The 25827-nt window shown below is 45.8% G+C and carries 23 protein-coding genes; 14 read left to right on the forward strand and 9 right to left on the reverse strand.

The genetic code is table 11. From position 1 onward, the window contains the following. Positions 1-110: 110 nt before the first annotated feature. The 3 genes from glnL to glnA form a co-directional block, all read right to left on the reverse strand. Positions 111-1187, reverse strand: a complete 1077-nt coding sequence (gene glnL / locus WR49_RS06100) for a nitrogen regulation protein NR(II) (protein WP_046223502.1) — start codon at positions 1185-1187, stop codon at positions 111-113. 167 nt (positions 1188-1354) lie between these two features. Next, positions 1355-1918 carry a DUF4124 domain-containing protein gene (locus WR49_RS06105; protein ID WP_046223412.1) on the reverse strand — a complete coding sequence of 188 codons (564 nt, stop codon included), beginning with the start codon at positions 1916-1918 and terminating at the stop codon, positions 1355-1357. 205 nt (positions 1919-2123) lie between these two features. Continuing rightward, positions 2124-3533 carry a glutamate--ammonia ligase gene (glnA, locus tag WR49_RS06110; protein WP_017055592.1) on the reverse strand — a complete coding sequence of 470 codons (1410 nt, stop codon included), beginning with the start codon at positions 3531-3533 and terminating at the stop codon, positions 2124-2126. A gap of 561 nt (positions 3534-4094) precedes the next feature. On the opposite strand from glnA, the gene typA reads away from it, so the two are divergent. Then, on the forward strand, positions 4095-5930 hold the full coding sequence (typA, locus tag WR49_RS06115; RefSeq protein WP_017055594.1) for a translational GTPase TypA: 1836 nt from the start codon (positions 4095-4097) through the stop codon (positions 5928-5930). Positions 5931-6188: 258 nt separating this feature from the next. Here the strand turns inward: typA and WR49_RS06120 are convergent, their stop codons facing one another. Continuing rightward, complete coding sequence (locus tag WR49_RS06120; RefSeq protein WP_046223413.1) at positions 6189-6719, reverse strand: AAA family ATPase; 531 nt, start codon at positions 6717-6719, stop codon at positions 6189-6191. A gap of 43 nt (positions 6720-6762) precedes the next feature. Next, complete coding sequence (locus tag WR49_RS06125) at positions 6763-7404, reverse strand: DUF2959 domain-containing protein (protein WP_046223414.1); 642 nt, start codon at positions 7402-7404, stop codon at positions 6763-6765. Between the two features lie 42 nt (positions 7405-7446). Between WR49_RS06125 and WR49_RS06130 the strand changes: the two genes are divergently transcribed. The 3 genes from WR49_RS06130 to WR49_RS06140 are packed head-to-tail and all read left to right on the forward strand — an operon-like array spanning position 7447 to position 9746. Then, positions 7447-8388, forward strand: a complete 942-nt coding sequence (locus tag WR49_RS06130; RefSeq protein ID WP_046223415.1) for a virulence factor BrkB family protein — start codon at positions 7447-7449, stop codon at positions 8386-8388. After that, a complete protein-coding gene (dtd, locus tag WR49_RS06135; RefSeq protein WP_046223416.1) occupies positions 8360-8794 on the forward strand; it encodes a D-aminoacyl-tRNA deacylase in 435 nt (144 codons plus the stop codon). The genes WR49_RS06130 and dtd overlap by 29 nt, the downstream gene beginning before the upstream one ends. Before the next feature lie 16 nt (positions 8795-8810). Next, positions 8811-9746 (forward strand): bifunctional GNAT family N-acetyltransferase/hotdog fold thioesterase, encoded by a 936-nt coding sequence (locus WR49_RS06140; protein WP_017055598.1) that lies wholly within the window; start codon positions 8811-8813, stop codon positions 9744-9746. A 63-nt stretch (positions 9747-9809) separates the two neighbouring features. Here the strand turns inward: WR49_RS06140 and WR49_RS06145 are convergent, their stop codons facing one another. From WR49_RS06145 to hslR, 4 genes are all read right to left on the reverse strand, one after another. After that, a complete protein-coding gene (locus WR49_RS06145; RefSeq protein ID WP_046223417.1) occupies positions 9810-11780 on the reverse strand; it encodes an AsmA family protein in 1971 nt (656 codons plus the stop codon). A 151-nt stretch (positions 11781-11931) separates the two neighbouring features. Beyond that, positions 11932-13557 carry a phosphoenolpyruvate carboxykinase (ATP) gene (gene pckA, locus WR49_RS06150; protein WP_017055600.1) on the reverse strand — a complete coding sequence of 542 codons (1626 nt, stop codon included), beginning with the start codon at positions 13555-13557 and terminating at the stop codon, positions 11932-11934. Positions 13558-13892: 335 nt separating this feature from the next. Beyond that, positions 13893-14786 carry an Hsp33 family molecular chaperone HslO gene (gene hslO, locus WR49_RS06155; RefSeq protein ID WP_046223418.1) on the reverse strand — a complete coding sequence of 298 codons (894 nt, stop codon included), beginning with the start codon at positions 14784-14786 and terminating at the stop codon, positions 13893-13895. A gap of 18 nt (positions 14787-14804) precedes the next feature. Further along, positions 14805-15191 (reverse strand): ribosome-associated heat shock protein Hsp15, encoded by a 387-nt coding sequence (gene hslR, locus WR49_RS06160; RefSeq protein ID WP_046223419.1) that lies wholly within the window; start codon positions 15189-15191, stop codon positions 14805-14807. 287 nt (positions 15192-15478) lie between these two features. Between hslR and gspC the strand changes: the two genes are divergently transcribed. The 10 genes from gspC to gspL all read left to right on the forward strand — a co-directional run bounded on the left by gspC (position 15479) and on the right by gspL (position 25823). After that, complete coding sequence (gspC, locus tag WR49_RS06165; RefSeq protein ID WP_046223420.1) at positions 15479-16405, forward strand: type II secretion system protein GspC; 927 nt, start codon at positions 15479-15481, stop codon at positions 16403-16405. Between the two features lie 41 nt (positions 16406-16446). Then, positions 16447-18471, forward strand: a complete 2025-nt coding sequence (gene gspD, locus WR49_RS06170; RefSeq protein WP_046223421.1) for a type II secretion system secretin GspD — start codon at positions 16447-16449, stop codon at positions 18469-18471. Beyond that, positions 18471-19973, forward strand: coding sequence for a type II secretion system ATPase GspE (gene gspE / locus WR49_RS06175; protein ID WP_017055605.1), 1503 nt, complete (start codon positions 18471-18473; stop codon positions 19971-19973). The genes gspD and gspE overlap by 1 nt, the downstream gene beginning before the upstream one ends. Before the next feature lies 1 nt (position 19974). Then, positions 19975-21195 (forward strand): type II secretion system inner membrane protein GspF, encoded by a 1221-nt coding sequence (gene gspF / locus WR49_RS06180; protein ID WP_017055606.1) that lies wholly within the window; start codon positions 19975-19977, stop codon positions 21193-21195. Positions 21196-21291: 96 nt separating this feature from the next. Beyond that, entirely contained in the window at positions 21292-21738 is a 447-nt protein-coding gene (gspG, locus tag WR49_RS06185; RefSeq protein ID WP_017055607.1) for a type II secretion system major pseudopilin GspG, read from the forward strand. Between the two features lie 100 nt (positions 21739-21838). Beyond that, entirely contained in the window at positions 21839-22432 is a 594-nt protein-coding gene (locus WR49_RS06190; RefSeq protein WP_046223422.1) for a prepilin-type N-terminal cleavage/methylation domain-containing protein, read from the forward strand. Beyond that, positions 22419-22793, forward strand: a complete 375-nt coding sequence (gene gspI / locus WR49_RS06195; protein WP_046223423.1) for a type II secretion system minor pseudopilin GspI — start codon at positions 22419-22421, stop codon at positions 22791-22793. The genes WR49_RS06190 and gspI overlap by 14 nt, the downstream gene beginning before the upstream one ends. A gap of 4 nt (positions 22794-22797) precedes the next feature. Continuing rightward, positions 22798-23583: a type II secretion system minor pseudopilin GspJ gene (gspJ, locus tag WR49_RS06200; RefSeq protein ID WP_046223503.1), complete on the forward strand. Its 786-nt coding sequence runs from the start codon at positions 22798-22800 to the stop codon at positions 23581-23583. Further along, a complete protein-coding gene (gene gspK, locus WR49_RS06205) occupies positions 23576-24625 on the forward strand; it encodes a type II secretion system minor pseudopilin GspK (protein ID WP_046223424.1) in 1050 nt (349 codons plus the stop codon). Before gspJ ends, gspK begins: the two co-directional genes overlap by 8 nt. Continuing rightward, positions 24594-25823: a type II secretion system protein GspL gene (gene gspL / locus WR49_RS06210; RefSeq protein ID WP_046223425.1), complete on the forward strand. Its 1230-nt coding sequence runs from the start codon at positions 24594-24596 to the stop codon at positions 25821-25823. The genes gspK and gspL overlap by 32 nt, the downstream gene beginning before the upstream one ends. Positions 25824-25827: the final 4 nt, after the last annotated feature.

The raw sequence follows: 25827 nt of genomic DNA on the forward strand, positions 1-25827 counted from the left end.
AATTCAATTCCTTTGCAGCCAAATCTATTGTGATGATCATTGTTGTTTTTATTGTTCGGTATTTGTTGTTGCCGATGAAACGTTGTTTCCAGTGGGAGACAAGATTTCGCCTATATCGGCAAATAAATCGTGAATGTGGTGTTACCCGGCCAGCTCTCAACATCAATTTTTCCATTGTGCTGATCGATGAGGTTTTGAGATATCGATAACCCAAGCCCTGTGCCACCCTCTCGTCCGCTGACCATGGGGTAAAACAGGGTGTCTTTTAACTCGTCGGGAATGCCCGGGCCGTTATCGCTGATCTCAATGCGAGCAGCGAGCTTGTGTCGTTGCCCATGTATGTTTGCTTGATGCACCGTTCTGGTGCGAATGGTGATTTTCCCAGATTCCTGAGTCTTTAGAATCTGTGCAGCGTTGCTCACGATATTGAGCATGGCTTGTTCAACCTGTGCCGAATCCATCAAGATGTCCGGTAGGCTAGGGTCGTAATCCCTTTCGATAGCGAGTGCCGAACCCGATTCGAGCTCTACCAACTGTCGGACTTTTTCTAGAATCTGGTGAAGGTTCTCTTCTGACTTAGTTCCCGGCTTTTGAGGGCCAAGCAGGCGGTCGACTAAAGCACGTAAGCGGTCGGCTTGCTCAATAATGATCTGCGTATACTCATTCAGAGATTGATCAGGGAGCATCTTTCCAAGCAGTTGCGCCGCTCCTCTTAAACCACCTAAAGGGTTCTTAATTTCATGCGCTAACCCGCGCACCAGTAACTTAGCCGCTTGTTGTTGCGCGTGTTGGTTGAGCTCTTGGCTGAGTCGTCGTTGTTGGTCTATCTTACGCATCTCAACCAATAGCAACGTCTCACGCTGCCAAGAGATTGGGCTCACCGTTACCTCAAGCATTAATGGGCGGTTGTCTACGACAAAGGTAACGTCACTGTCGGTAATACTCTGGCCGCTTTGTAGTGGTTGAGTGAGCAGTGCTAAGTCGAGAGAGGCGTGCTGGATAAGTTGGCTCAATGGATGATCAACGATGCGTCGTGCGCTCTGTGAAAAGAGCTGTTCAGCCGCCGGGTTGGCGTATCGGACATACAGTTGCTCATCGAGCATCAATGTCGAGGTCACCATATTGTCGAGAATGGCGCTGGAAAGATGATCTGTATCTATACTGTCGCTTTTGGCTGATCGATTCACTGTTTCGTCCTTGAACTGGTGTTTTATCGCTGCACCAAGTTGGTGCGAAGCTAAGTTCAAGTATGGCGCATATCAATCAGAAGCTAAAGGTAATTCATTAGGGTCGCTGAAAGCTGCTTCGATTCGGTGAAAAGTAGAGGGAATCTCGTCTCTTTTTGCACATTGGCCTACTTGATCGTCGCTCGATGTAAATACACGGTGACTGGACTAGTAGATGCAATAAGCTTGCCGCTTCTATGTGCTTGAATGGCAATGGTGTGTGTGCCTCGTTCTATGTCTTTGAGTTGCCAATTCGCTTGAGTCTGCGGGGCGCCATAGCGGCGTCCATCGAGCATCAATTGCAACTGCTCTCCAATACCGAGTTTGCGGTTAAGATCTATCTGAACAGGGATTAAGCCGAGGTTGCTACGTATGGTTTGATCATGAACTGGATTTAGCATGGTGAGTGTTAATTGAGTTGGTGCCTCGCGTTCTGTAGTTTTTGGTTGAGTTTGAGCTGGCGTTGCCGTTTTAGTTGTAGATGAAGCTGCAGCGTCAACGGGTGTCGAGTTTTCAAATTTAGGCGCGGGCGCAGAAGCTTGTACGTCAGGTAAGTGCAGGGACTTGGCACTTTGACTGGTAGGAGTATCACTAAAGTGGAGCACACCATCTTCATCTACCCAAGTATATACCGTTTGAGCAGTGCATGAGAGTGCGACGGTTAACCCGATTAAGAACAGTATATTTTTCATATGTTTAGGCTCTTTCCACCGCAGGTGGTTTGATGTTGGGCGTTGATTGTATTGTGTTTGGTAGAAGGCATGTTACGAAGAAGAAGAGGGGGGGAGAATAGAAAAAAGGCCCACCTGCGAGGCGAGCCTAATATTTTTTAGTAGTTCTTACATGTTGCAGTGGATTTCACCTGTTAGGGTAAGGGCTGCAGCACTTCCAAGAGGATTAAACTGAGTAGTACAATTCAAATTCAAGTGGGTGTGTCGCCATGTTCACGCGTTGTACATCGTCAGATTTCAGAGTGATGTATGAATCGATGAAGTCATCAGAGAATACGCCACCAGCGGTTAGGAATTCACGGTCTTCGTTAAGCGCAGCTAGAGCTTCTTGTAGTGATTCTGCAACTGTTGGGATTTCAGCCGCTTCTTCTGCAGGAAGGTCGTATAGATCTTTATCCATCGCTTCGCCTGGGTGAATCTTGTTCTTAATACCGTCAAGGCCAGCCATCAGCATTGCTGAGTAACATAGGTATGGGTTAGCAGCTGGGTCACCAAAACGTAGCTCGATACGGCGAGCTTTAGGGCTTGGTACTACTGGGATACGGATAGAAGCAGAACGGTTACGTGCTGAGTAAGCAAGCATTACCGGAGCTTCAAAACCAGGTACAAGACGCTTGTACGAGTTCGTTGATGGGTTAGCAAATGCGTTGATTGCACGAGCGTGTTTGATTACACCACCGATGTAGTAAAGCGCCATTTCAGATAGGCCGCCGTACTTATCACCCGCAAACAGGTTAACGCCGTCTTTTGCTAGAGATTGGTGAACGTGCATACCAGAACCGTTATCACCAACGAGTGGCTTAGGCATGAATGTCGCTGTTTTACCAAATGCGTGAGCAACGTTGTGCACAACGTACTTGTAGATTTGAGTCTCATCGGCTTTTGTTGTTAGCGTGTTGAAGCGAGTTGCGATTTCGTTTTGACCCGCAGTTGCTACTTCGTGGTGGTGAGCTTCAACGACTAGGCCCATCTCTTCCATTACTAGACACATTGCTGAACGGATGTCTTGAGATGAATCTACAGGAGCGACTGGGAAGTAACCGCCTTTAACGCCAGGACGGTGACCTTTGTTACCGCCTTCGATGTCAGAACCTGTGTTCCAAGCTGCTTCTACGTCATCAATCTTGAAGAAAGAACCCGACATATCGTTTGAGAACTTAACGTCGTCAAATAGGAAGAATTCTGGCTCTGGACCAACTAGAACTGTGTCTGCGATACCTGTAGAACGTAGGTACTCTTCAGAACGTTTAGCGATAGAGCGTGGGTCACGGTCGTAGCCTTGCATTGTTGCAGGCTCAAGAATGTCACAACGGATGTTTAGTGTTGCGTCTTCTGTGAATGGGTCCAGTACAGCAGAGGCTGCGTCTGGCATCATTACCATGTCAGATTCGTTAATGCCTTTCCAACCAGCTACTGAAGAGCCGTCAAACATTTTGCCTTCTTCGAAGAAGTCTGCATCAACTTGGTGAGAAGGAATAGAGATGTGCTGCTCTTTACCTTTTGTATCAGTAAAACGTAAGTCGATAAATTTAACTTCGTTCTCTTGGATCAGGGATAGTACATTTTCTACTGACATCTTGGATAACCTCCAGTGTTATTAATTCGGTATTAGCTCGATTCGGTTGAAACTAGCATTGATTAATGTCTATAAGTGCATTAATCGATGCTGATTTATCTAAAGCCAAAAACGTGCCAAAAAAATTATTCCATTAATTTCAACGGTTTACTTGTTTATCTGTGTTGTTCATTTTAGTTTTTGCACCAAAATGATCTCTCATTGCACTTTATTGGTGCAGTTGTTTACCTGTGCACCAATATATGACATATGAGAGCACCATTCAGCAATGAATTGCTTAAGTTGTCAATCCACTTTTATGGTTTTGCCAGAGATTTAGCTCGCAGCTCACGTGCGATGTTTTTTGAGAGCTCTGCGAATTTAGCTGTGCAGCACCGTACTGGCTCAAAGTTAGCGGATATGAATCGCTAACTAAGAAAAAAGCTTTGGTTCAGATCACATATTTCTAGGTTTTTGTCTAGAATCTGGTATATTATTGACCGTTTTTTAAATCAAGCTAGCGGTTATTATCCAAACTTTTGAGATAACTGACGGCTACTTTTATGAGTGAATCGAGAATCCATGTCTACTCCACAGATTGATAAGTTAAGAAATATCGCGATCATCGCGCACGTTGACCACGGTAAAACGACTTTGGTTGATAAACTGCTACAACAGTCAGGCACTCTTGAGTCTCGTGGTGAAGCTGAAGAGCGTGTCATGGATTCGAATGACATCGAAAAAGAGCGTGGCATTACCATTCTTGCTAAGAACACAGCAATCAACTGGAATGATTACCGCATCAACATCGTAGATACTCCGGGACACGCGGACTTCGGTGGTGAAGTTGAGCGTATCATGTCTATGGTTGACTCTGTTCTGCTTATCGTTGACGCAGTTGATGGCCCAATGCCTCAAACTCGTTTCGTAACGCAAAAAGCATTCGCACACGGTCTTAAGCCAATCGTTGTAATCAACAAGATTGACCGCCCAGGCGCTCGTCCTGATTGGGTTATGGATCAAGTATTCGACCTTTTCGACAACCTAGGTGCTTCTGATGAGCAACTAGACTTCACAGTTGTTTACGCTTCAGCTCTAAACGGTTGGGCAACAATGACTGAAGGCGAAACTGGTACAGACATGGAACCATTGTTCCAAGCTGTTGTTGACACAGTAGACGCGCCTGCAGTTGACCTTGACGGTCCTCTACAAATGCAAATTTCACAACTTGATTACAGCTCTTACGTAGGTGTTATCGGTGTTGCTCGTGTTACACGTGGTTCTGTTAAACCAAATCAACAAGTAACTATCGTTGGTTCTGACGGTAAGAAGCGTAATGGTAAAGTCGGTACAGTTCTTGGTTACCTAGGTCTTGACCGCCACGAAGTTGAACAAGCTAACGCTGGCGACATCATTGCAATCACTGGTCTTGGTGAACTGAAAATTTCAGATACTATCTGTGACCAAAACAATGTTGAAGCAATGACTCCGCTTTCTGTTGATGAACCAACAGTAACAATGACGTTCCAAGTAAACACTTCTCCGTTCGCGGGTAAAGAAGGTAAGTTCGTTACTTCACGTAACATCCTTGAGCGTCTAGAGAAAGAACTAGTACACAACGTTGCACTACGTGTTGAAGAAACTGATAACCCAGATCGCTTCCGTGTTTCAGGTCGTGGTGAGCTTCACCTATCTATCCTGATCGAAAACATGCGTCGTGAAGGCTTCGAGCTAGCTGTATCTCGTCCAGAAGTTATCATCAAGAAAGACGAAGATGGCAACCTAACTGAACCGTTTGAAACTGTGACTATCGACGTGCTTGAAGAGCACCAAGGTGGCATCATGGAAAACATCGGTCTACGTAAAGGTGAGCTAACTGATATGTCTCCAGATGGTAAAGGCCGTGTTCGCATGGATTTCATGATGCCTTCTCGTGGTCTTATCGGTTTCCAAACTGAGTTCCTAACTCTAACGTCTGGTTCTGGTCTTCTTTACCACTCATTTGATCACTACGGTCCTCACAAAGGCGGCGTAATCGGTCAACGTAACAACGGTGTTCTAATCTCGAACGCGACTGGTAAAGCTCTGACTTACGCACTATTCAACTTACAAGAACGTGGTCGTCTATTTGCTGAGCACGCGGATGAAGTATACGAAGGTCAAATCATCGGTATTCACAACCGTTCAAACGACCTAACAGTAAACTGTCTGAAAGGTAAGCAGCTAACGAACGTTCGTGCATCTGGTACTGATGAAGCACAGGTTCTTTCGCCACCTATCCGTCACACTCTAGAGCAAGCTCTTGAGTTCATCGACGAAGACGAACTAGTAGAAGTAACGCCAGTAAGCATTCGTATCCGTAAGAAGCTTCTTACTGAAAACGAACGTAAGCGTGCAGCACGTCCAGCTAAGGCTTAATTGCCAGCTGACTAGCTTCTAGCTAACAAGCAATACGTTTTAGAATAAGTAAGAAAGCCCCGAGTAGCCTAGCTGCTCGGGGCTTTTGTTTTTTAGTTTGTTTAGATTCGAGTAAACGAGATGCGGGATACGAAGAGCGTATTTAGGCTGGAGATAGTCAGCCACTAAGAGGGTGACTATCTTTGGTACCCGTTCTCTTTTATCCATTTCCTGTCATCGAATCGTCATTCCAGAATTGAGGAACGAAATATCTGGAATCTAGCTTTTGATTCCTAGATGACTTTCAACGAATTGAAGCCGTTCTTCGACTGACATAAACGGCACTTCAACCACCTCATAACCAAGCTCTTGGTAGATTGTTACTAGCGCGTGGTGAATCTCTAGTGCTTCCTCAAAGGGATAAGGTCTAACATCATCCTGTACGTAAATCGACGCCTCAGGACGACAGAACAAGACTTGGGAGTGATAGCCTTTGCTGGCTTCTCGGTAAATCTCATTAATCTCAAGGTTAGCCTGAGTTAGGTAACCACAGATATCTGGGATCGCGCGATCGAGAAATGTAATCTGATGTTGATTAGCTTGTTCCTTCTGTTCACTCATCAACGTTAAACACAGGCGAGCAAATCCCGGTAAGTCTAGCCAAGGCAGGACTCCACCTTCAAGCTGACTTTGCTGTTCAATTAACTGGCGAGAGGATTCAGAAAAGATAGGGTAACCTTCGCTACCTAAGGCATTCACTAAGGTTGTTTTTCCGGCTCCGGGACCGCCAGTGATAATGATTGGGCTCATAACAAGTGACTACTTAACTTATATTGGCTAGCTTCAACTAGTATTATTTCTGTTTTAGCTGAGCTAGGAATTTATCTGATTCTGCTATCGCGGCATTCATCTGCTTTATCGCGTAAGCGATGTCTTTTTCTAAGCTCATAAACTCTCCTTGCAATGAACCTACGGCACTCGCATTGAGATTGTGCTTTAGATAAAGCGTGTTGTCGCGAAGGGTATTGAGTACTGGGTCCATTTTCTTCTCAGCGCGTTTCATTGCTGACAGCATCGTTTGGTAAGACGATTTAGTGTCTCGCAGTTTTTGTTCACTTGAGCTGCGCAGTGAGTCGCTGGTGTAGAGGTCTAGTTCGCTCTGCCACTCGGCGAACAGCGCATCGGATACGTCTTCAATGGCAGCGATGCGGTCACTGACATTTTGCGCGGCTTTCTCGCTGTCTTGGTATTTATCGTTGATTTGGTTGTACATATCTTCAAGGTCGCCACCACTGAAGTTAGTCAGGCTGCTGAGTGCCTCTAGCGCGCTGCTAAACTCTTCCTGAGCGTCCTGTTGTGACTCTTTCGCGTCTTCTACTCTATCAACCATAATATCGCGCTTGTGGTAGCCCACTTGCTCCATAGCGGAGTAATAAGCGGATTGGCACCCAGTCAGCGTGAAAATAGAGAGGACTATAACGATTAAATAAGGCATCCTAGTTTCCTATAGTTAAATGACGGAATATTAATTAGGACTATGAACGAGTTACAAGAGGGTTACAAGTTGAAGATAAAAAACGCAACCACTGAAAGCATCCAGTTTTCCCGTTATCTTCTCACGCGGATGACACACGATAGAGTGAACGTAAATGCGGGCTACTTGGCTTACATCACTTTACTCTCGATCGTACCGATGCTGACGGTTTTGCTCTCTATCTTGTCTTCGTTTTCAGTTTTTTCCGATGTCGGCCTGGTGATTCAAAACTTCATTATTACCAACTTTGTGCCTGCGTCAGGTGATGCGGTACACGGTGCCTTGCTTGAGTTTGTCGCTAATACGGGCAAGATGACGGCGGTGGGCAGTGTGTTTTTGTTTATCGCAGCCTTGATGCTGATTTCCAATATAGATAAGAACCTGAACTACATTTGGCGTGTGACCGAAAAGCGACGTGCGGTGTTGTCTTTTTCTATGTATTGGATGGTATTAACGCTTGGACCTATTTTGGTAGGGGCGAGCATTGCAGTCACTTCTTATGTCACTTCCTTAAGTTTGTTGCAACATGACATCGTGTCTGATGCATTTAACACTGTCATTCGAAAGCTTCCTTTGATCATTTCCTTCTTGGCTTTCTTCGGTTTGTATCTGCTAGTGCCAAATAAAAAGGTACATTTTTCTCATGCGGCAGTTGGCTCTCTCGTTGCGGCTCTGTTGTTCGAACTCAGCAAGAAAGGCTTTGCGGCTTACATTACTCAGTTTCCGTCTTACCAGTTGATTTACGGTGCGCTAGCGGCGATTCCGATTCTCTTTGTTTGGGTTTATTTGTGTTGGCTTATCGTGTTAGTCGGGGCTGAAGTGACCGCTGCGCTTGGTGAGCACGAACAGTGGAGTGGTTCGCAAGAAGTGGTACACTCGTCAGATAAAGACAAAATCACAGAGCAAGGAAACAATAGTGATAGCACTGATCCAGAGAGTAAGTGACGCTGCCGTCCGTGTTGATGGCGAAGTCGTTGGCGAGATAGAGCAAGGTTTGTTGGTGCTGTTAGGCGTAGAAAAAGGTGACGACGAAGCCAAAGCGAAGCGTTTGATGGAACGAGTGACCACTTATCGTGTCTTTGAAGATGAAAACGGAAAAATGAACCTCAACGTGAAGCAGGCAGAAGGTAAGGTATTGGTGGTGTCTCAATTCACTTTGCCAGCCGATACCAAGAAAGGGACACGAGCGGGTTTCTCTCGTGGTGCTCACCCAGAAGATGCTGAGCGTCTTTACAACTATTTCTCAGACCAATGTGAATCAGTGTTGCCAACGGAACGTGGCCGATTCGCAGCCGACATGAAAGTGTCGTTGGTTAATGATGGTCCAGTGACATTCTGGCTACAGGTTTAAGCTTAAAGGAATAAGCATGTTTAAACTCATAACTCCAACCACCGAAAATCAACTGAATAAGTATTACCATTTTCGATGGCAGATGCTGCGTGAGCCTTGGCGTATGCCCGTTGGCTCAGAGCGTGATGAATACGATCCTATGAGTCATCATCGTGTAATTGTGGATGGTCGAGGTCGTCCAATGGCGATTGGTCGCCTGTATATTACATCAGATCTAGAAGGTCAAATCCGCTACATGGCGGTGAAGAAATCTCGCCAAAGTAAAGGCATGGGCTCACTTATCTTGGTTGCGTTAGAGTCACTGGCACGTCAAGAAGGGGCCAAGCGTTTGGTGTGTAATGCACGTGAAGATGCGATCTCATTCTATGAGAAGAATGAATTTGAATGTCGCGGTGAGATTAGTGACCAACGTGGCCCAGTTCGTCATCAACAGATGGTTAAGCACCTTGACCCTATGGCTGACGTGCTTCGCAAACCAGAATGGTGTAATGAACTGCAGCAGCGTTGGGAGCATCAAATCCCAATCAGTGACAAAATGGGCATCAAGATCAACCAATATACTGGCTATCAGTTTGAGTGTAGTGCTCAGTTGAACCCCAACCTCAATCCTCACAACACTATGTTTGCAGGTTCGGCCTTTACCTTAGCGACCTTAACGGGCTGGGGAATGACTTGGTTACTGATGAAAGAGCGTGGCCTTAGTGGTGATATTGTGCTGGCAGACAGTAATATTCGCTACCGTCACCCAGTCGAGCAAAATCCGGTTGCGGCGACATCTCTAGATGGGATAAGTGGTGACTTGGATCGTCTCGCTTCAGGCAGGAAGGCTCGTATTATTATTCACGTGACGATTCGCAGTGGCGATGTGGAAGCGGTGGAGTTTACGGGAACCTATATGCTGATCCCTGATTACAAAAAGATACTATCAACAGACACTAACGTGAGCGAGTAGACCACACTTCGTACTCTGTTGATTTACCAATATATTGATTTAGTCAGATATTGATTGAAAGCGCTACTTCTGCGGAGTGGCGCTTTTTTGTTGGCAGTCATTTATCTCTGAGTATTCGGCTTGGTCGATCTTTCCTGAGATTTGATGGCATTGGTCAGACAGAGTAATGGATAGCGTATGTCGCTCAGTTTTAAGCAAGTCGAGCTCTCCCTTTACCTCACCATTTAACGTTTGAACCCTTTGCGTACCTTTCTCGGCTGCGGATGCACCAATGATGTGCAATGGTTCGAGTGTGAAACGTCCACGGTCAAAATTCGCATTGAATTCTGGGATTTCAAACACGTTATCAGTCGATGCCTCTGAAAGCGTATCGTTAAAGGTCATCACCCCTTGGCGAACGCTACCGGTGAGTTGGCCAGTGGTTGAGTAGCCAAGCATTAACGAATCACCATATAACCCCGCAGCTTGAAGTTCGAACTCCCCGTAGCCTGTTGCATCGAGTGGTAACTCCAATGGTTGTAACATTAATGATATTGGTAATCCATCAGCCGAGATATCGACACTCCACGGCTTGCTGATTTGACTGAAGTCTAAGGTGGCGTCCGCTTCAATATAACCATGTTTTAATGGCATAAACAGGCGTGTTAACGTCCACTTTCCTTGTTTGCTATTCATCTCAATCACAGGCTGAGCACTGAGAATGTTTTGATAGCTCGCATCGTTGGCGCTTGCCAATAACTCTCCTTGCCACAAGCCTAGCTTTCTATCTTGTAACAGTTGGATTTGATGCCCTTCTACGTGCAGCCCTGATACCTGCCAGTAAGGTTTTTCTGCGAGCTGGATGAGCTGGCTGCGTTCTATGTTAAGCCGGTTAATTTCGACGTTCTGGAGTTGTGTCAGCCAAGGTGTTAGGCGTGCGGCTGGTAGGTGGTTATCTTGGCTTTCGGTAAGCCACTTGATGCCTTGCAGGTCGAGCTGTGCTAAGTCAATGGTATCAGGCGTCACCTTGCCATTGAGCTGAACACTGCCTTGAAGGAACTGAGTATAGAAGTCTTCAATCTGAATCCGGTTGGGCTCTAGGTTGAGTTTAAGGCTTGGCTCGATGAATTGGTCATTGTCTAAGGTGACGCCTTCAGCTTGTAGAGAAAAAATGGCGTTCTGTTGTTGCCACAATTCAAAAGGCAGCTGTATGTTTTCTAATGAGGCGTCAAAGGATGCTAGATGTCCGTCTGCCCATTCTAGGTCACTACGCAAAATATCTAAGCTGTTGATGTGATTGATCTGGATACCTGTCATATCCCATTGTTTGTTCAATAGGCTTTGGGTCTGTTTTTGGTTGAGTCGTAAACCATCGATCGTCACATTCACCAAAGACCAGTCATGTTGATATTGTTCTGCTTGACCGGAAACCTTAGCGCCACGCCAGTCAAATGAAGCACCATAAAGAGTGCTGTCAATCGGCTTTAGTTCGAGGTCAATCAACAGGTTATCGAATGCTTCGCCTTGCCAATACAGTTGCGTGGTTGAGAGTTGGGTTTTGCCATAAGGTAATAATGAGTTGTGCCCGTCCCATATGGGATCGGAGATCTGAAGATCAATGCCTCGCGCATTAAAGTCTGGGGTCGAGAAATCTAGATTATTGATGGCCAACTGGTGAAGCTTGAGGTTTGGCTGCGTAAGTACCGATGTGAGGTTTTTTAAATCATCAACTTCTAACTGCAGACCGCTGATCAACACTGAATCCAAGATCAGTTTGGCTTGAACTATAGAGCTAGGGCTAAACCACATACTGACTTTGTCGATGTACAAAGGCGACTTTTTTTTAGGTCGGTTTTGGGTAATACCCATCAAAGTGATGTGATAAGGCGCCTGATACTCAACATCCTCAATGAGTAGAGGTTGTTCAAGCGTATGTTTTATAAAAAAATTAGCAACATCAGCACGGTATTGAGTCTGCAGGCTTAATAACAACGCAGCGATAACCGCAACGGCGATAGCCAGCACAATACCGAATACCATGAATACCTTTTTCATTCCCTGAAAGCCTTAAATTTCAATAGTCTCAAACAGAGTGGAACAAAAAGGGATAAGCATCAACAAAAAAGCCCCTCAAAAGAGGGGCTTGCTACAAAATATCATTGTAAATGGGCGTTCGTTTTGGACTTAGCCCGAGCAGATAGGTGGGTTAGTCTAATTGTGGACCAGCCGCAACCAGTGACTGGCCTTCAGCGTTGTCTGTGTATTTATCAAAGTTGTTGATGAATCGTGTTGCTAGATCCTTCGCTTTGCTCTCCCACTGTAGCGGGTCAGTGTACGTATCACGTGGGTCAAGAATGGTCGAGTCTACATCGTGCAAGGCGAGTGGCACTTCTAGGTTAAACATAGGGATAACCTTAGTATCTGCATTGTCGATTGAACCATCTAGGATAGCGTCGATGATGCCGCGAGTATCTTTGATAGAGATACGCTTGCCACTGCCATTCCAACCTGTGTTAACTAGGTAAGCTTCTGCACCAGCCGCTTCCATGCGCTTCACGAGTACTTCAGCGTACTGAGTTGGGTGGAGCGTTAGGAATGCAGCGCCAAATGCCGCAGAGAACGTTGGCGTTGGCTCTGTAATACCGCGTTCTGTACCCGCGAGCTTCGCTGTAAATCCAGATAGGAAGTGGTATTTAGTCTGTTCAGGAGTCAGTTTCGATACTGGTGGTAGCACACCAAATGCATCCGCAGTCAGGAAGATAACTTTTTTAGCGTGACCTGCTTTTGATACTGGCTTAACAATATTTTCGATGTGGTGAATCGGGTAAGAAACACGAGTATTTTCTGTTTTTGAACCGTCATCAAAATCGATAGAACCATCACCACGGACCGTTACGTTTTCTAGCAGAGCATCACGACGGATTGCGTTGTAGATTTCAGGTTCCGCTTCTTTCGATAGGCGAATCGTCTTCGCGTAACAACCGCCTTCAAAGTTGAAGATACCGTCGTCATCCCAACCATGCTCATCATCACCGATCAGCTCACGTTTAGGATCCGTCGATAGTGTTGTTTTCCCCGTTCCTGATAGGCCGAAGAATACGGCTACGTCACCTTTCTCGCCAACGTTTGCACTGCAGTGCATTGAAGCAATGCCTTGCAGAGGAAGTAGGTAGTTCATCATTGCGAACATGCCTTTTTTCATCTCACCGCCGTACCAAGTACCACCAATGATTTGAACGCGCTCTGTCAGGTTGAACGCAACGAAGTTTTCAGAGTTTAGGCCCTGCTTCTCCCAGTTCGGGTTGGTTGTTTTAGCACCGTTCATTACCACAAAATCAGGTTCGAACGTTGCGAGCTCTTCGTCAGTTGGACGAATGAACATGTTCTTAACGAAGTGCGCTTGCCACGCTACTTCAGTGATAATACGAACACTTAAGCGCGTATCTGGGTTTGCACCACAGTAACCATCAATCACAAACAAGCGCTTGCCAGATAGCTGAGTTGTTACAAGCTCTTTCAGCTCATTCCATAATTCAGGTGTAATCGGTTTGTTGTCATTTTTGCCTTGATCTGACCACCACATGGTATCGCGGGTCGTGTCATCTTTAACAATGTACTTATCTTTTGGTGAGCGGCCAGTAAAGATACCAGTGTCAACCGCAACAGAGCCTAGTTCCGTTACTACGCCTTTTTCGTAGCCCTCTAAACCTGGCAATGTTTCTTCAACGAATAGCTGCTCGTAGCTAGGGTTACGAAGAACTTCAGTAACGCCTGTCAGTCCGTGCTTAGTTAGATCAATTTGTGCAGCCTTTGTATGTTCCATAACGGTCATAGGTGCTCCTTGTAGGATATTTTGTAGGGATTTTGTATTAATTTTTATGGTTATCTGCTCACCATGCTAGCAACGAGACTCGGGGGAAACAGGGATACAGCTCAAAAAGTATCCATATTAACATTGAGGTTTTAAGTGCCTCGTCACATATTGGCCCAACTAGTCTATCCTGTACGCAAACCTTTGCGCTAGGGGCTGGAACATTATTAATTGATGAAAATTAAGCGGTGATTTTATTACGAGATGTAACGGGCTTTGCGCTATTTTGATCACAAAAAAGGCCAGCTTGCAGCTGACCTTTTTGGGTAAATTACGTGTTTTGGGTACGTTATAAATTAATGAACGGTATTGCTGCCTTTATCGGCTGCTTCAGCGTACAGTGCATCAACGTCGTTCTTGTCGAATGAATAATTTGTGCCACAGTAATCACAATGCAGAGCAACACTACCTTCGGTACTTAGGATGTCGTACATCTCTTCTTGAGCAACCGTAATGATAGCCGCCGCGCTCCGCTCACGTGAACAACCACAGTAGAACTCAACTGGTTGTGGGGTGAACAGCTGGACTTTCTCTTGGTTGTACAAACGGTAAAGCAGTTCGTTCGCTTCTAGGGAGAACAGTTCTTCGTTTTTAACTGTGTCAGTTAGCTGCTCTAGGTGTTCGAAGTCGTCTGGCGTACCTGTGCCGTCTGGCATAACCTGCAGTAACATACCAGCAGCGTGTGCTTTACCTTCATGATCGCCAGTGCGTAACCATAGACGAGTCTTAAGCTGTTCTGAGTTAGCGAAGTAACCTTCAAGCACCTTGGCGAGAGTGTCACCTTCAAGGCCAACGATACCTTGGTAACGCTCACCTTGCTTAGGGTCGATAGTGATCACTAGATGGCCTTTACCCATAAGGTCGTGTAGGCCTGCGTTGTCAGCAATATCCCCTTCAAAGCGAGCAACACCGCGGATCTTCTGGTTGTTATCACCATTGATCACAGCGAGAGACACTGGGCCATCACCTTGAAGCTGCATAGTGATAGAACCTTCAAACTTTAAGGTCGCCGTTAGTAGCGTCGTTGAGACCAATAGCTCGCCCAGCAGTTTCTGTACTGGCGCTGGGTATTCCTTGCTAGAAATAATCTGTTGGTACGCTTCATCCATTTGTACCAATTCACCACGTACTGATAGGTCTTCAAATAGGTAGCGATTTAAAACATTACTTGTAGACATTGGGTCTGCCATTTGGCTATTCCTTCTAGCTTATTGAGTCTTGAACTTGATGATGTCACGACGTTGCTTCTTATCCGGACGACGATCTGGAGCTGGGTTATGAGCATTCAGTTTGCGTTGTTTCGCAAACTCTTCTCTTTTTGCCAAGCTCTCGGTGGTTTCTTCATAGAGTGTTTGAGCGATCGGAGCCCCGCCACGATGCGCCGAAATTTTCTCGATAGTCACCGTTTTTTCTTCATTCCCTTGACGCAGTGTAATCACCGCCCCAAGTTCGACAATTTTACTTGGTTTGCTGCGTTGACCATTATAGTGGACTTTGCCACCATCGACCATGTTGCGAGCAATAGAGCGGGTTTTGTAAAAACGAGCTGCCCACAACCATTTATCGAGTCTGACAGCTTCATCAACAGCTTTCATATAGGGTTGTGCCTTTTCAGTGAAAAATGAATGTGGTTTAACTGTAATTAACAGAGCGCAACATGTTCTTGATGATGCTTATCACATTAAGTAGAAGCTTAAAGTGGAGGCGGTTGGCATTTTTTTCAAGTCATATTACAAAATAGCCATCTAATGCCGATTTATGAATTGGCTATGATATAATTCATGATCTTATGCTTAAATGCGCTTGGTATCGAACGAATGAATGAAAAAGTTGGAAGCTTAATGATTTTCAGCGTTTGTCGTCTTGAAAAGGGGCAAGGGAAGTGAACTTTTTAGAGCTCAAAAATCGCATAGGACACTCACCTGTGTTGAGCCGCTTATTAGAGAATAAATTTGTATTTCAGCAGAAACTAAGCCTAGCGACTTGTTGTTTGTTGATTGCGGCTTCAGCATGGATTTTAGGACAGCTTGCATGGTTTCTTGTACCTGCCGAGCAAACGGTTGTGCCTTGGAAAGCGTCTGTTTCATCTTCTTCTTCAGCACTTCAACCGACCCTTGATATCTCTTCTTTGCAACAGAGTAACCTTTTTGGCGCCTATAACCCAACCAAGCCTCCTGTGGTTGAGCAGCAAGTTATTCAAGATGCGCCAAAGACACGGTTGAACCTGATTTTAGTGGGGGCGGTCGCCAGTTCTAACCCCAAATTAAGCTTAGCTGTGATTGCTAATCGTGGCACACAAGCAACCTACGGAATTAACGAAGTAATAGAAGGCACTCGAGCTAAGATCAAAGCGGTGTTAGTGGATCGTGTCATTATTGATAACTCAGGGCGAGATGAAACCCTGATGCTTGAAGGTATTGAATACAAACGTTTAGCCGTATCTGAACCTGCGCCACCTCGCGCTTCTTCTTCGGTTCGTGGCAATAACCCAGCTTCTGCAGAAGAGAAGCTTGATGAAATAAAAGCGAAGATAATGGAGGATCCGCAACAAATTTTCCAATATGTTCGTTTATCTCAGGTAAAGAGTGACGATCAAGTGATCGGTTATCGTGTGAGCCCTGGCAAAGATTCAGAACTTTTTAACTCTGTTGGGCTCCAAAACGGGGATATTGCTACTCAGTTAAATGGACAAGATCTGACTGACCCTGCCGCTATGGGCAACATATTCCGATCAATCTCAGAGCTAACCGAGCTAAATCTCGTCGTTGAGCGAGATGGTCAACAACATGAAGTATTTATTGAATTTTAGAACTTTGCGTCTAACCAAGGACGAAAGTGTAGGAGAAGTACGTGAAGCATTGGTTTAAGAAAAGTGCGTGGTTATTGGCAGGAAGCTTAATCTGCGCCCCCGCAGCCATCGCTAGTGATTTTAGTGCCAGTTTTAAGGGCACTGACATTCAAGAGTTTATTAATATTGTTGGCCGTAATCTAGAGAAGACGATCATCGTTGACCCATCGGTGCGCGGTAAAATCGATGTCCGTAGCTATGATGTACTCAACGAAGAACAATATTACAGCTTCTTCTTAAACGTGTTAGAAGTGTACGGCTACGCGGTCGTTGAAATGGACTCGGGTGTTCTCAAGGTAATCAAAGCTAAAGACTCAAAAACATCGGCAATCCCCGTTGTCGGTGAGCGTGATTCGATTAAAGGTGACAGCGTGGTTACACGTGTTGTAACCGTTCGCAATGTCTCGGTTCGCGAACTTTCTCCTTTGCTTCGTCAACTGAATGACAATGCTGGCGCGGGTAACGTCGTGCACTACGATCCCGCTAATATCATCTTGATTACTGGCCGTGCGGCGGTGGTCAATCGCTTAGCGGAAATCATCAAGCGTGTTGACCAAGCTGGTGACAAAGAGGTTGAGGTGGTTGAGTTAAAAAATGCGTCTGCGGCCGAAATGGTACGTATCGTGGATGCACTGAGCAAAACCAACGATGCTAAAAATACGCCAGCATTTCTGCAACCAAAATTAGTCGCTGATGAGCGTACCAATGCGATTCTTATCTCTGGTGACCCTAAAGTTCGTAGCCGTTTAAGAAAGCTTATCGAGCAACTTGATGTCGAAATGGCGACCAAGGGCAACAACCAAGTTATCTATCTTAAGTACGCAAAAGCCGAAGATCTTGTCGATGTGTTAAAGGGCGTGTCGGACAACCTACAGTCAGAGAAGCAATCTTCAACCAAAGGCAGCTCGTCTCAACGTAATCAAGTGATGATCTCAGCGCACAGTGATACCAACTCTCTGGTTATTACCGCTCAGCCGGACATTATGAACGCATTGCAAGACGTGATCGCGCAACTGGATATTCGTCGTGCTCAAGTATTGATTGAGGCCCTGATTGTTGAAATGGCCGAAGGCGACGGCATTAACCTTGGTGTGCAGTGGGGTAACCTTGATACTGGCGCCATGATTCAGTACAGCAACACCGGCGCATCGATTGGTGGTGTGATGGTTGGCCTAGAAGAAGCGAAAGACTCAACGACAACTAAAGCCGTTTACGATGAGAATAATAACTTCCTGAGAAATGAAACGACTACTGAAGAAGGCGACTATTCAACGTTAGCGACTGCTCTTTCTGGTGTTAATGGCGCTGCGATGAGTGTGGTAATGGGCGATTGGACTGCATTGATCAGTGCGGTAGCCACCGACTCCAATTCAAACATCCTATCTTCTCCAAGTATTACCGTGATGGACAATGGCGAGGCTTCATTCATTGTGGGTGAAGAGGTGCCGGTTCTAACCGGTTCGACGGCGGGTTCAAGTAACGACAACCCATTCCAGACGGTTGAGCGTAAAGAAGTGGGTATCAAGCTGAAAGTCGTGCCACAAATCAATGAAGGTGACTCGGTTCAGCTGCAAATCGAACAAGAAGTATCGAACGTATTGGGCGCAAATGGTGCGGTTGACGTGCGTTTTGCTAAGCGACAGCTAAATACGTCAGTGATTGTTCAAGATGGACAAATGCTGGTGTTGGGTGGTTTGATTGATGAACGCGCATTGGAAAGTGAATCTAAAGTGCCGTTCTTGGGTGATATTCCAGTACTTGGACATTTGTTCAAATCAACCAGTACTCAGGTCGAGAAAAAGAATCTAATGGTCTTCATTAAACCAACCATCATTCGTGATGGCATGACGGCAGATGGTATTACTCAGCGTAAATACAACTTCATCCGTGCTGAGCAGCTGTATAAGTCTGAGCAAGGTTTGAAACTAATGGATGACGACAATATCCCAGTATTACCCAAGTTTGGCGAAAGCATGAATCACCCGGCTGAAATCCAAGCGTTCATCGATCAAATGGAACAAGAATAATGGCTGAATTGGTAGGGGCGGCACGTACTTATCAGCGCTTGCCGTTTAGCTTTGCAAATCGCTATAAGATGGTGTTGGAATATCAGCATCCAGAGCGTGCGCCGATACTTTATTATGTTGAACCACTGAAATCAGCGGCGATCATTGAAGTCAGCCGTGTTGTGAAAAGTGGTTTCACACCACAAGCGATTACTGCAGACGAATTTGATAAAAAACTGACCGATGCTTATCAGCGTGACTCATCAGAAGCGCGTCAACTGATGGAAGATATTGGTGCTGACAACGATGATTTCTTCTCTCTGGCAGAAGAGCTTCCTCAAGATGAAGATTTACTCGAATCGGAGGACGATGCGCCTATCATCAAATTAATCAATGCGATGTTGGGTGAAGCGATCAAAGAAGGAGCTTCGGATATTCATATCGAAACCTTTGAAAAGTCACTCTGTATCCGTTTCCGGGTTGATGGTGTACTACGTGATGTTCTCGCGCCGAGTCGTAAACTGGCTCCGTTGTTGGTTTCACGTGTAAAGGTTATGGCTAAGCTGGATATTGCGGAAAAACGCGTGCCACAGGATGGTCGTATTTCTTTGCGTATCGGTGGCCGAGCGGTCGATGTTCGTGTATCAACCATGCCTTCTTCGCACGGCGAGCGTGTAGTAATGCGTCTGTTGGACAAAAACGCCACTCGTCTAGATTTGCACAGTTTAGGCATGACGGCAGAGAACCACGAAAACTTCCGCAAGCTTATTCAGCGCCCACACGGCATTATCTTGGTGACGGGGCCTACGGGGTCTGGTAAATCAACGACCTTGTACGCCGGCCTGCAAGAGCTCAATAGCAACGAACGAAATATTCTAACCGTTGAAGATCCAATCGAATTTGATATTGATGGTATTGGCCAGACTCAAGTAAACCCTAAGGTTGATATGACCTTTGCGCGTGGTTTACGTGCCATTCTTCGTCAGGATCCCGATGTCGTCATGATTGGTGAGATCCGAGATCTGGAAACGGCAGAAATCGCGGTACAAGCCTCTTTGACAGGTCACTTAGTGATGTCGACCTTGCACACCAATACCGCAATTGGTGCGATTACCCGTCTGCGCGATATGGGGATTGAACCCTTCTTAATCTCTTCTTCACTACTTGGTGTTCTGGCTCAGCGTTTAGTTCGCACCTTGTGTCACCACTGTAAAGAACCTTATGAAGCCGATAAAGAACAGAAGAAACTGTTTGGATTGAAGAAAAAAGAAAGCCTGACCCTTTATCATGCGAAAGGTTGTGAAGAGTGTGGTCACAAGGGCTACCGAGGCCGTACCGGTATCCATGAACTATTGATGATTGATGAATCGGTGCAAGAGTTGATTCACAGCGAAGCGGGCGAGCAAGCGATTGAGAAAGCAATTCGTGGCACAACACCAAGTATTCGAGAGGATGGCTTGAGCAAAGTTCTGAATGGGGTAACGTCCCTAGAAGAAGTGATGCGCGTGACCAAGGAAGTCTAGTATGGCGGCATTTGAATACAAAGCGCTGGATGCTAAAGGCAAGAGCAAAAAGGGTTCTATCGAAGCTGATAACGCTCGTCAGGCTCGCCAACGCTTGAAAGAACAAGGCTTGATGCCGGTTGAGATGACTGAAGCCAAGGCTAAAACTGCGAAAGGTGGTCAGCCCTCGACCAGCTTTAAGCGTGGCATTAGCACGCCTGATTTGGCTTTGATTACTCGCCAAATATCAACGCTAGTTCAATCGGGTATGCCACTCGAAGAGTGCTTAAAAGCGGTTGCCGAGCAATCGGAAAAGCCACGTATTCGAACTATGCTGTTGGCCGTTCGCTCTAAGGTAACTGAAGGCTACTCACTCGCTGACAGCCTGTCTGATTATCCCCATATTTTCGATGAACTATTCCGGGCTATGGTTGCGGCTGGTGAGAAATCGGGGCACTTAGATGCGGTATTGGAGCGATTAGCCGATTACGCTGAAAATCGCCAAAAGATGCGATCTAAGCTGCTGCAAGCGATGATCTACCCTGTGGTGCTGGTGGTATTTGCAGTGACGATTGTTTCGTTCCTACTGGCAACCGTGGTCCCTAAGATCGTTGAGCCAATTATCCAAATGGGCCAAGAGCTGCCTCAATCGACACAATTTTTATTAGCATCGAGTGAATTTATTCAGAATTGGGGAATCCAATTACTGTTGTTGACCATTGGTGTGATTGTTTTGGTTAAGACCGCACTGAAAAAGCCAGCTGCTCGCATGAGTTGGGATCGCAAATTATTGAGCATTCCTCTGATCGGCAAAATAGCCAAAGGGATCAATACCTCTCGCTTTGCACGCACACTCTCTATCTGTACTTCGAGTGCGATTCCAATCCTTGAAGGAATGAAGGTCGCGGTTGACGTGATGTCGAATCACCATGTTAAACAACAAGTATTACAGGCATCGGATAGTGTTAGAGAAGGGGCTAGCCTACGTAAAGCGCTCGACCAAACTAAGCTATTCCCTCCTATGATGTTGCATATGATCGCCAGTGGTGAGCAGAGTGGCCAATTGGAACAGATGTTGACCAGAGCAGCAGACACCCAAGATCAAAACTTTGAGTCGACAGTCAATATCGCCTTAGGCATTTTTACCCCGGCTCTTATCGCGTTGATGGCAGGCTTAGTGCTGTTCATTGTGATGGCGACTCTGATGCCGATGCTTGAAATGAATAATTTAATGAGCGGTTAACAACAATCGACTCATAGAACAGAACGTTAGTTTTTGGATGATCGAGATGAAGGCGATCACTCCCTTCAACTCGCTGTCTTTAATTTGGAGAAAATAATGAAAACTAAAATGAAGAAACAGTCAGGCTTTACCTTATTAGAAGTGATGGTTGTTGTGGTTATCCTTGGTATTTTGGCGAGCTTTGTTGTCCCTAACTTACTGGGTAACAAAGAGAAGGCTGACCAACAGAAAGCCATCACGGACATTGTAGCGCTAGAAAACGCGCTGGATATGTACAAACTGGATAACAGCGTTTACCCAACAACGGATCAAGGGCTTGATGCACTGGTTTCTAAGCCAACAAGTAGCCCTGAGCCTCGTAATTACCGCGATGGTGGTTACATCAAACGTCTGCCGAACGACCCATGGGGTAACGAGTACCAATACCTAAGCCCAGGTGATAACGGCACTATCGATATCTTTACTCTAGGTGTTGATGGCCAAGAAGGTGGTGAAGGTATTGCTGCCGATGTTGGTAACTGGAACATACAAGACTTTCAATAAGCTTCGGCTTATTGTTGCTTGATAAGTTCCTGTTGGTTGATAAGTTATTGGGATTGATGCCGTTATTTGATGGTAGGACGCAAACAGATGGAGTCTAAAGGTGAAAACTAAGCAAACACAGCCAGGTTTCACCTTAATTGAGATTCTTTTGGTGTTGGTATTATTATCATTAACGGCGGTTGCGGTGATCGCGACCATTCCTACCAATAGTAAAGATGTCGCCAAAAAATACGCTCAAAGTTTTTATCAGCGAGTTCTATTGCTCAATGAAGAGGCTATCTTGAGTGGATTAGACTTTGGCGTTCGTGTTGATGAAAAGAAATCGACCTATGTACTGATGGCGCTAAAGTCAGAAGGGTGGCAGGAGGTCGAATTCGAAAAGATCCCCTCTTCAACGGAATTACCGGAAGAACTCGCATTGTCACTGACTCTAGGTGGTGGCGTATGGGAAGACGATGAGCGGTTGTTCAATCCAGGAAGCTTGTTTGATGAAGATATGTTTGCTGATCTTGAAGAGGAAAAGAAACCGAAACCACCACAGATCTACATCTTGTCGAGTGCTGAAATGACGCCATTTGTGTTGTCGTTTTATCCAAATACCGGAGACACCATACAAGATGGTTGGCGTATTCGAGTATTGGACAACGGTGTCATTCGATTGCTAGAACCGGGGGAAGAAGATGAAGAGGAATAACCATTCTCCTTATCGTTCTCGTGGTATGACGCTGCTTGAGGTGTTGGTTGCGCTCGCTATCTTTGCGACCGCGGCGATCAGTGTGATTCGTGCTGTCACTCAGCACATCAATACCCTCAGTTACCTAGAAGAAAAAACCTTTGCTGCTATGGTCGTTGATAATCAAATGGCTTTGGTGATGTTGCACCCTGAGAAGCTAAAAAAAGTGCAGGGTACACAAGAGTTGGCTGGAAGAGAGTGGTTCTGGAAAGTGACGCCAATTGATACCAGTGATGATTTATTAAAGGCGTTTGATGTGAGTGTGGCAACCAGTAAACAAGCTTCTCCAGTGGTCACGGTGCGCAGCTATGTGGTCAACTAGGGGCATGTGGTTAACTAGGAGCCTGTGGTTAACTAAAAGCATCGGGCTAATTAAAAGCGTGTCGTTAACTCACAACCGCTCATCAAGTAATAGCAGCTTGGCAAATAAACCTATGCCACGCCAACAAAGTTTATCTTCAAAAGGGAGAGGCTTTACCTTAATTGAAGTGTTGGTCTCGATCGCTATCTTTGCCACGTTGAGCATGGCGGCTTATCAGGTCGTGAATCAGGTGCAGCGAAGCAACGAACTCTCAATCGAACGCAGTGCTCGTTTGAATCAACTGCAACGTAGCTTAGTCATTTTAGATAATGATTTTCGTCAGATGGCGGTGCGAAAATTTCGTACCAATGGTGAAGAAGCATCATCTAAGCTGATATTAATGAAAGAGTATTTATTGGACTCCGACGGTGTTGGCATCATATTTACTCGCCTGGGTTGGCACAACCCACAGCAGCAGTTTCCTCGTGGAGAAGTCACGAAGGTTGGCTACCGCATCAAAGAAGAAACACTTGAGCGTGTCTGGTGGCGATACCCCGATACCCCAGCAGGCCAAGAGGGTGTGATTACTCCGCTGCTTGATGATGTCGAAGGCTTTGAAATCGAGTTTTATGATGGGAGTCGCTGGGGCAAAGAGTGGCAAACCGATAAATCATTGCCGAAAGCGGTGAGACTCAAGCTGACGTTGAAAGACTACGATGAGATAGAGCGAGTTTATCTCACGCCAAGTGGTACTCTAGATCAGGTCAATGACGCGAGTGACTCTTCAAATAGTGAGGGGAACAATGGCTAATCGCACCCATGATCTTGCTAATATAAATTCTGCAATGGGACGAAAACAAAATGGTGTAGCACTGATCATCATTCTGATGCTTTTGGCTATCATGGCCACCATTGCGGGCAGCATGTCGGAGCGTTTGTTTACACAATTCAAACGTGTTGGTAATCAGTTAAATTACCAACAGGCCTATTGGTATAGCATTGGTGTGGAAGCACTAGTACAAGACGGGATTAGTCAAAGCTATAAAGACAGTGATACCGTGAATCTAAGTCAGCCATGGGCATTAGAAGAACAGGTATACCCATTGGATTATGGACAAGTATCGGGTCGCATTGTCGATGCCCAAGCGTGTTTTAACCTCAATGCTTTGGCTGGGGTAACGGCGACTTCAAGCAATCAAACACCCTATTTAGTGACGGTTTGGCAAACCTTGTTGGAAAACCAAGATATTGAACCTTATCAGGCAGAGGTGATCGCAAACTCAAGCTGGGAGTTTGTCGATGCAGATACCAGAACCACTTCTACAGTAGGCGTAGAGGACAGTACTTATGAGGCGATGAAGCCATCTTATTTGGCGGCTAATGGCTTAATGGCCGATGAATCCGAGTTACGAGCGGTTTATCAGGTTACTGGTGAGGTGATGAATAAGATTCGTCCCTTTGTTTGCGCTTTACCAACCGATGATTTCCGCTTGAATGTAAACACACTCACGGAAAAGCAAGCGCCTTTATTGGAAGCGATGTTTGCTCCTAGCTTAAGTGAGTCGGATGCAAAGCAACTGCTAGACAAACGTCCATTTGATGGCTGGAATACGGTGGATGCTTTTATGGCAGAGCCTGCCATTGTTGGTGTGAGTGCTGAAGTCAGCAAGAAAGCGAAAGGATATTTAACTGTAGATAGCGCCTATTTTGAGCTAGATGCAGAGGTATTAGTTGAGCAGTCACGTGTACGTATACGAACGCTTTTCTATAGTAGTAATCGAGAAACAGTGACGGTAGTACGCCGTCGTTTTGGAGGAATCAGTGAGCGAGTTTCTGACCGTTCGACTGAGTAGCGAACCACAAAGCCCTGTGCAGTGGTTAGTTTGGTCGACAAGCCAACAAGAAGTGATAGCAAGCGGTGAACTGTCTAGCTGGGAACAGCTTGATGAGTTAACGCCTTACGCTGAAAAGCGCAGCTGTATCGCTTTATTACCGGGAAGCGAATGCTTGATAAAGCGCGTTGAAATCCCGAAAGGTGCAGCTCGCCAGTTCGATTCTATGCTGCCGTTTTTGTTAGAAGACGAAGTGGCGCAAGATATCGAAGATTTACATTTAACCATTCTACATAAAGACGCCACCCATGCCACAGTATGCGGTGTCGAACGCAAATGGTTGAAACAAGCTTTAGATAAGTTTCGCGAAGCCGGTATTGTCTTTCGTAAAGTGCTGCCGGATGCGTTAGCGGTACCTTTGGAAGAGCAGGGCATCAGTGCGTTGCAGATTGATCAATATTGGCTTTTACGCCAAGGTAGCTATCAAGCGGTATCGATCAGTGAAGCCTGGCTCCCGATGTTCTTGCAGAGTGACTGGGTTGTCGTTGATGACGAAGAGCAGCCAGCGACTATCTTCAGTTACACTGCGATGCCGAGCGACGACGTTCAGCAACAAAGTGGTGTGAAGTGGCAAGCGAAGCCTGCGGAATTGGTGATGTCTTTATTGAGCCAACAAGCGATCATGAGCAGTGTGAATTTACTGACTGGCACCTTTAAAACCAAATCTTCCTTCAGTAAATATTGGCGCGTATGGCAAAAAGTAGCGATTGCCGCTTGTTTGCTGGTGGCCGTGATTGTGACTCAACAAGTGTTGAAGGTTCAGCAATACGAAGCGCAAGCACAAGCTTACCGCATGGAGAGTGAGCGTATCTTTAGATCCGTACTACCTGGCAAGCAACGCATTCCGACCGTGAGCTACCTTAAGCGTCAGATGAGCGACGAAGCTAAGAAATATGGTGGCTCAGGTACTAACGATTCCTTGTTAGGGTGGTTAGCTTTATTGCCAGAAACGCTAGGTCAAGTGAAGTCAATCGAAGTTGAAAGCGTTCGCTACGATGGTAACCGTTCTGAAATTCGACTACAGGCTAAAAGTTCGAACTTCCAACATTTTGAGACCGCTAGAATGAAGCTCGACGAGAAGTTTGCTGTGGAACAAGGGCCATTAAATCGTAATGGCGATGCCGTATTTGGCAGCTTTACTCTTAAACCACGACAGTAACCGC

This window comes from Vibrio sp. ECSMB14106, assembly GCF_000972265.1.
Taxonomy (GTDB): domain Bacteria; phylum Pseudomonadota; class Gammaproteobacteria; order Enterobacterales; family Vibrionaceae; genus Vibrio; species Vibrio kanaloae.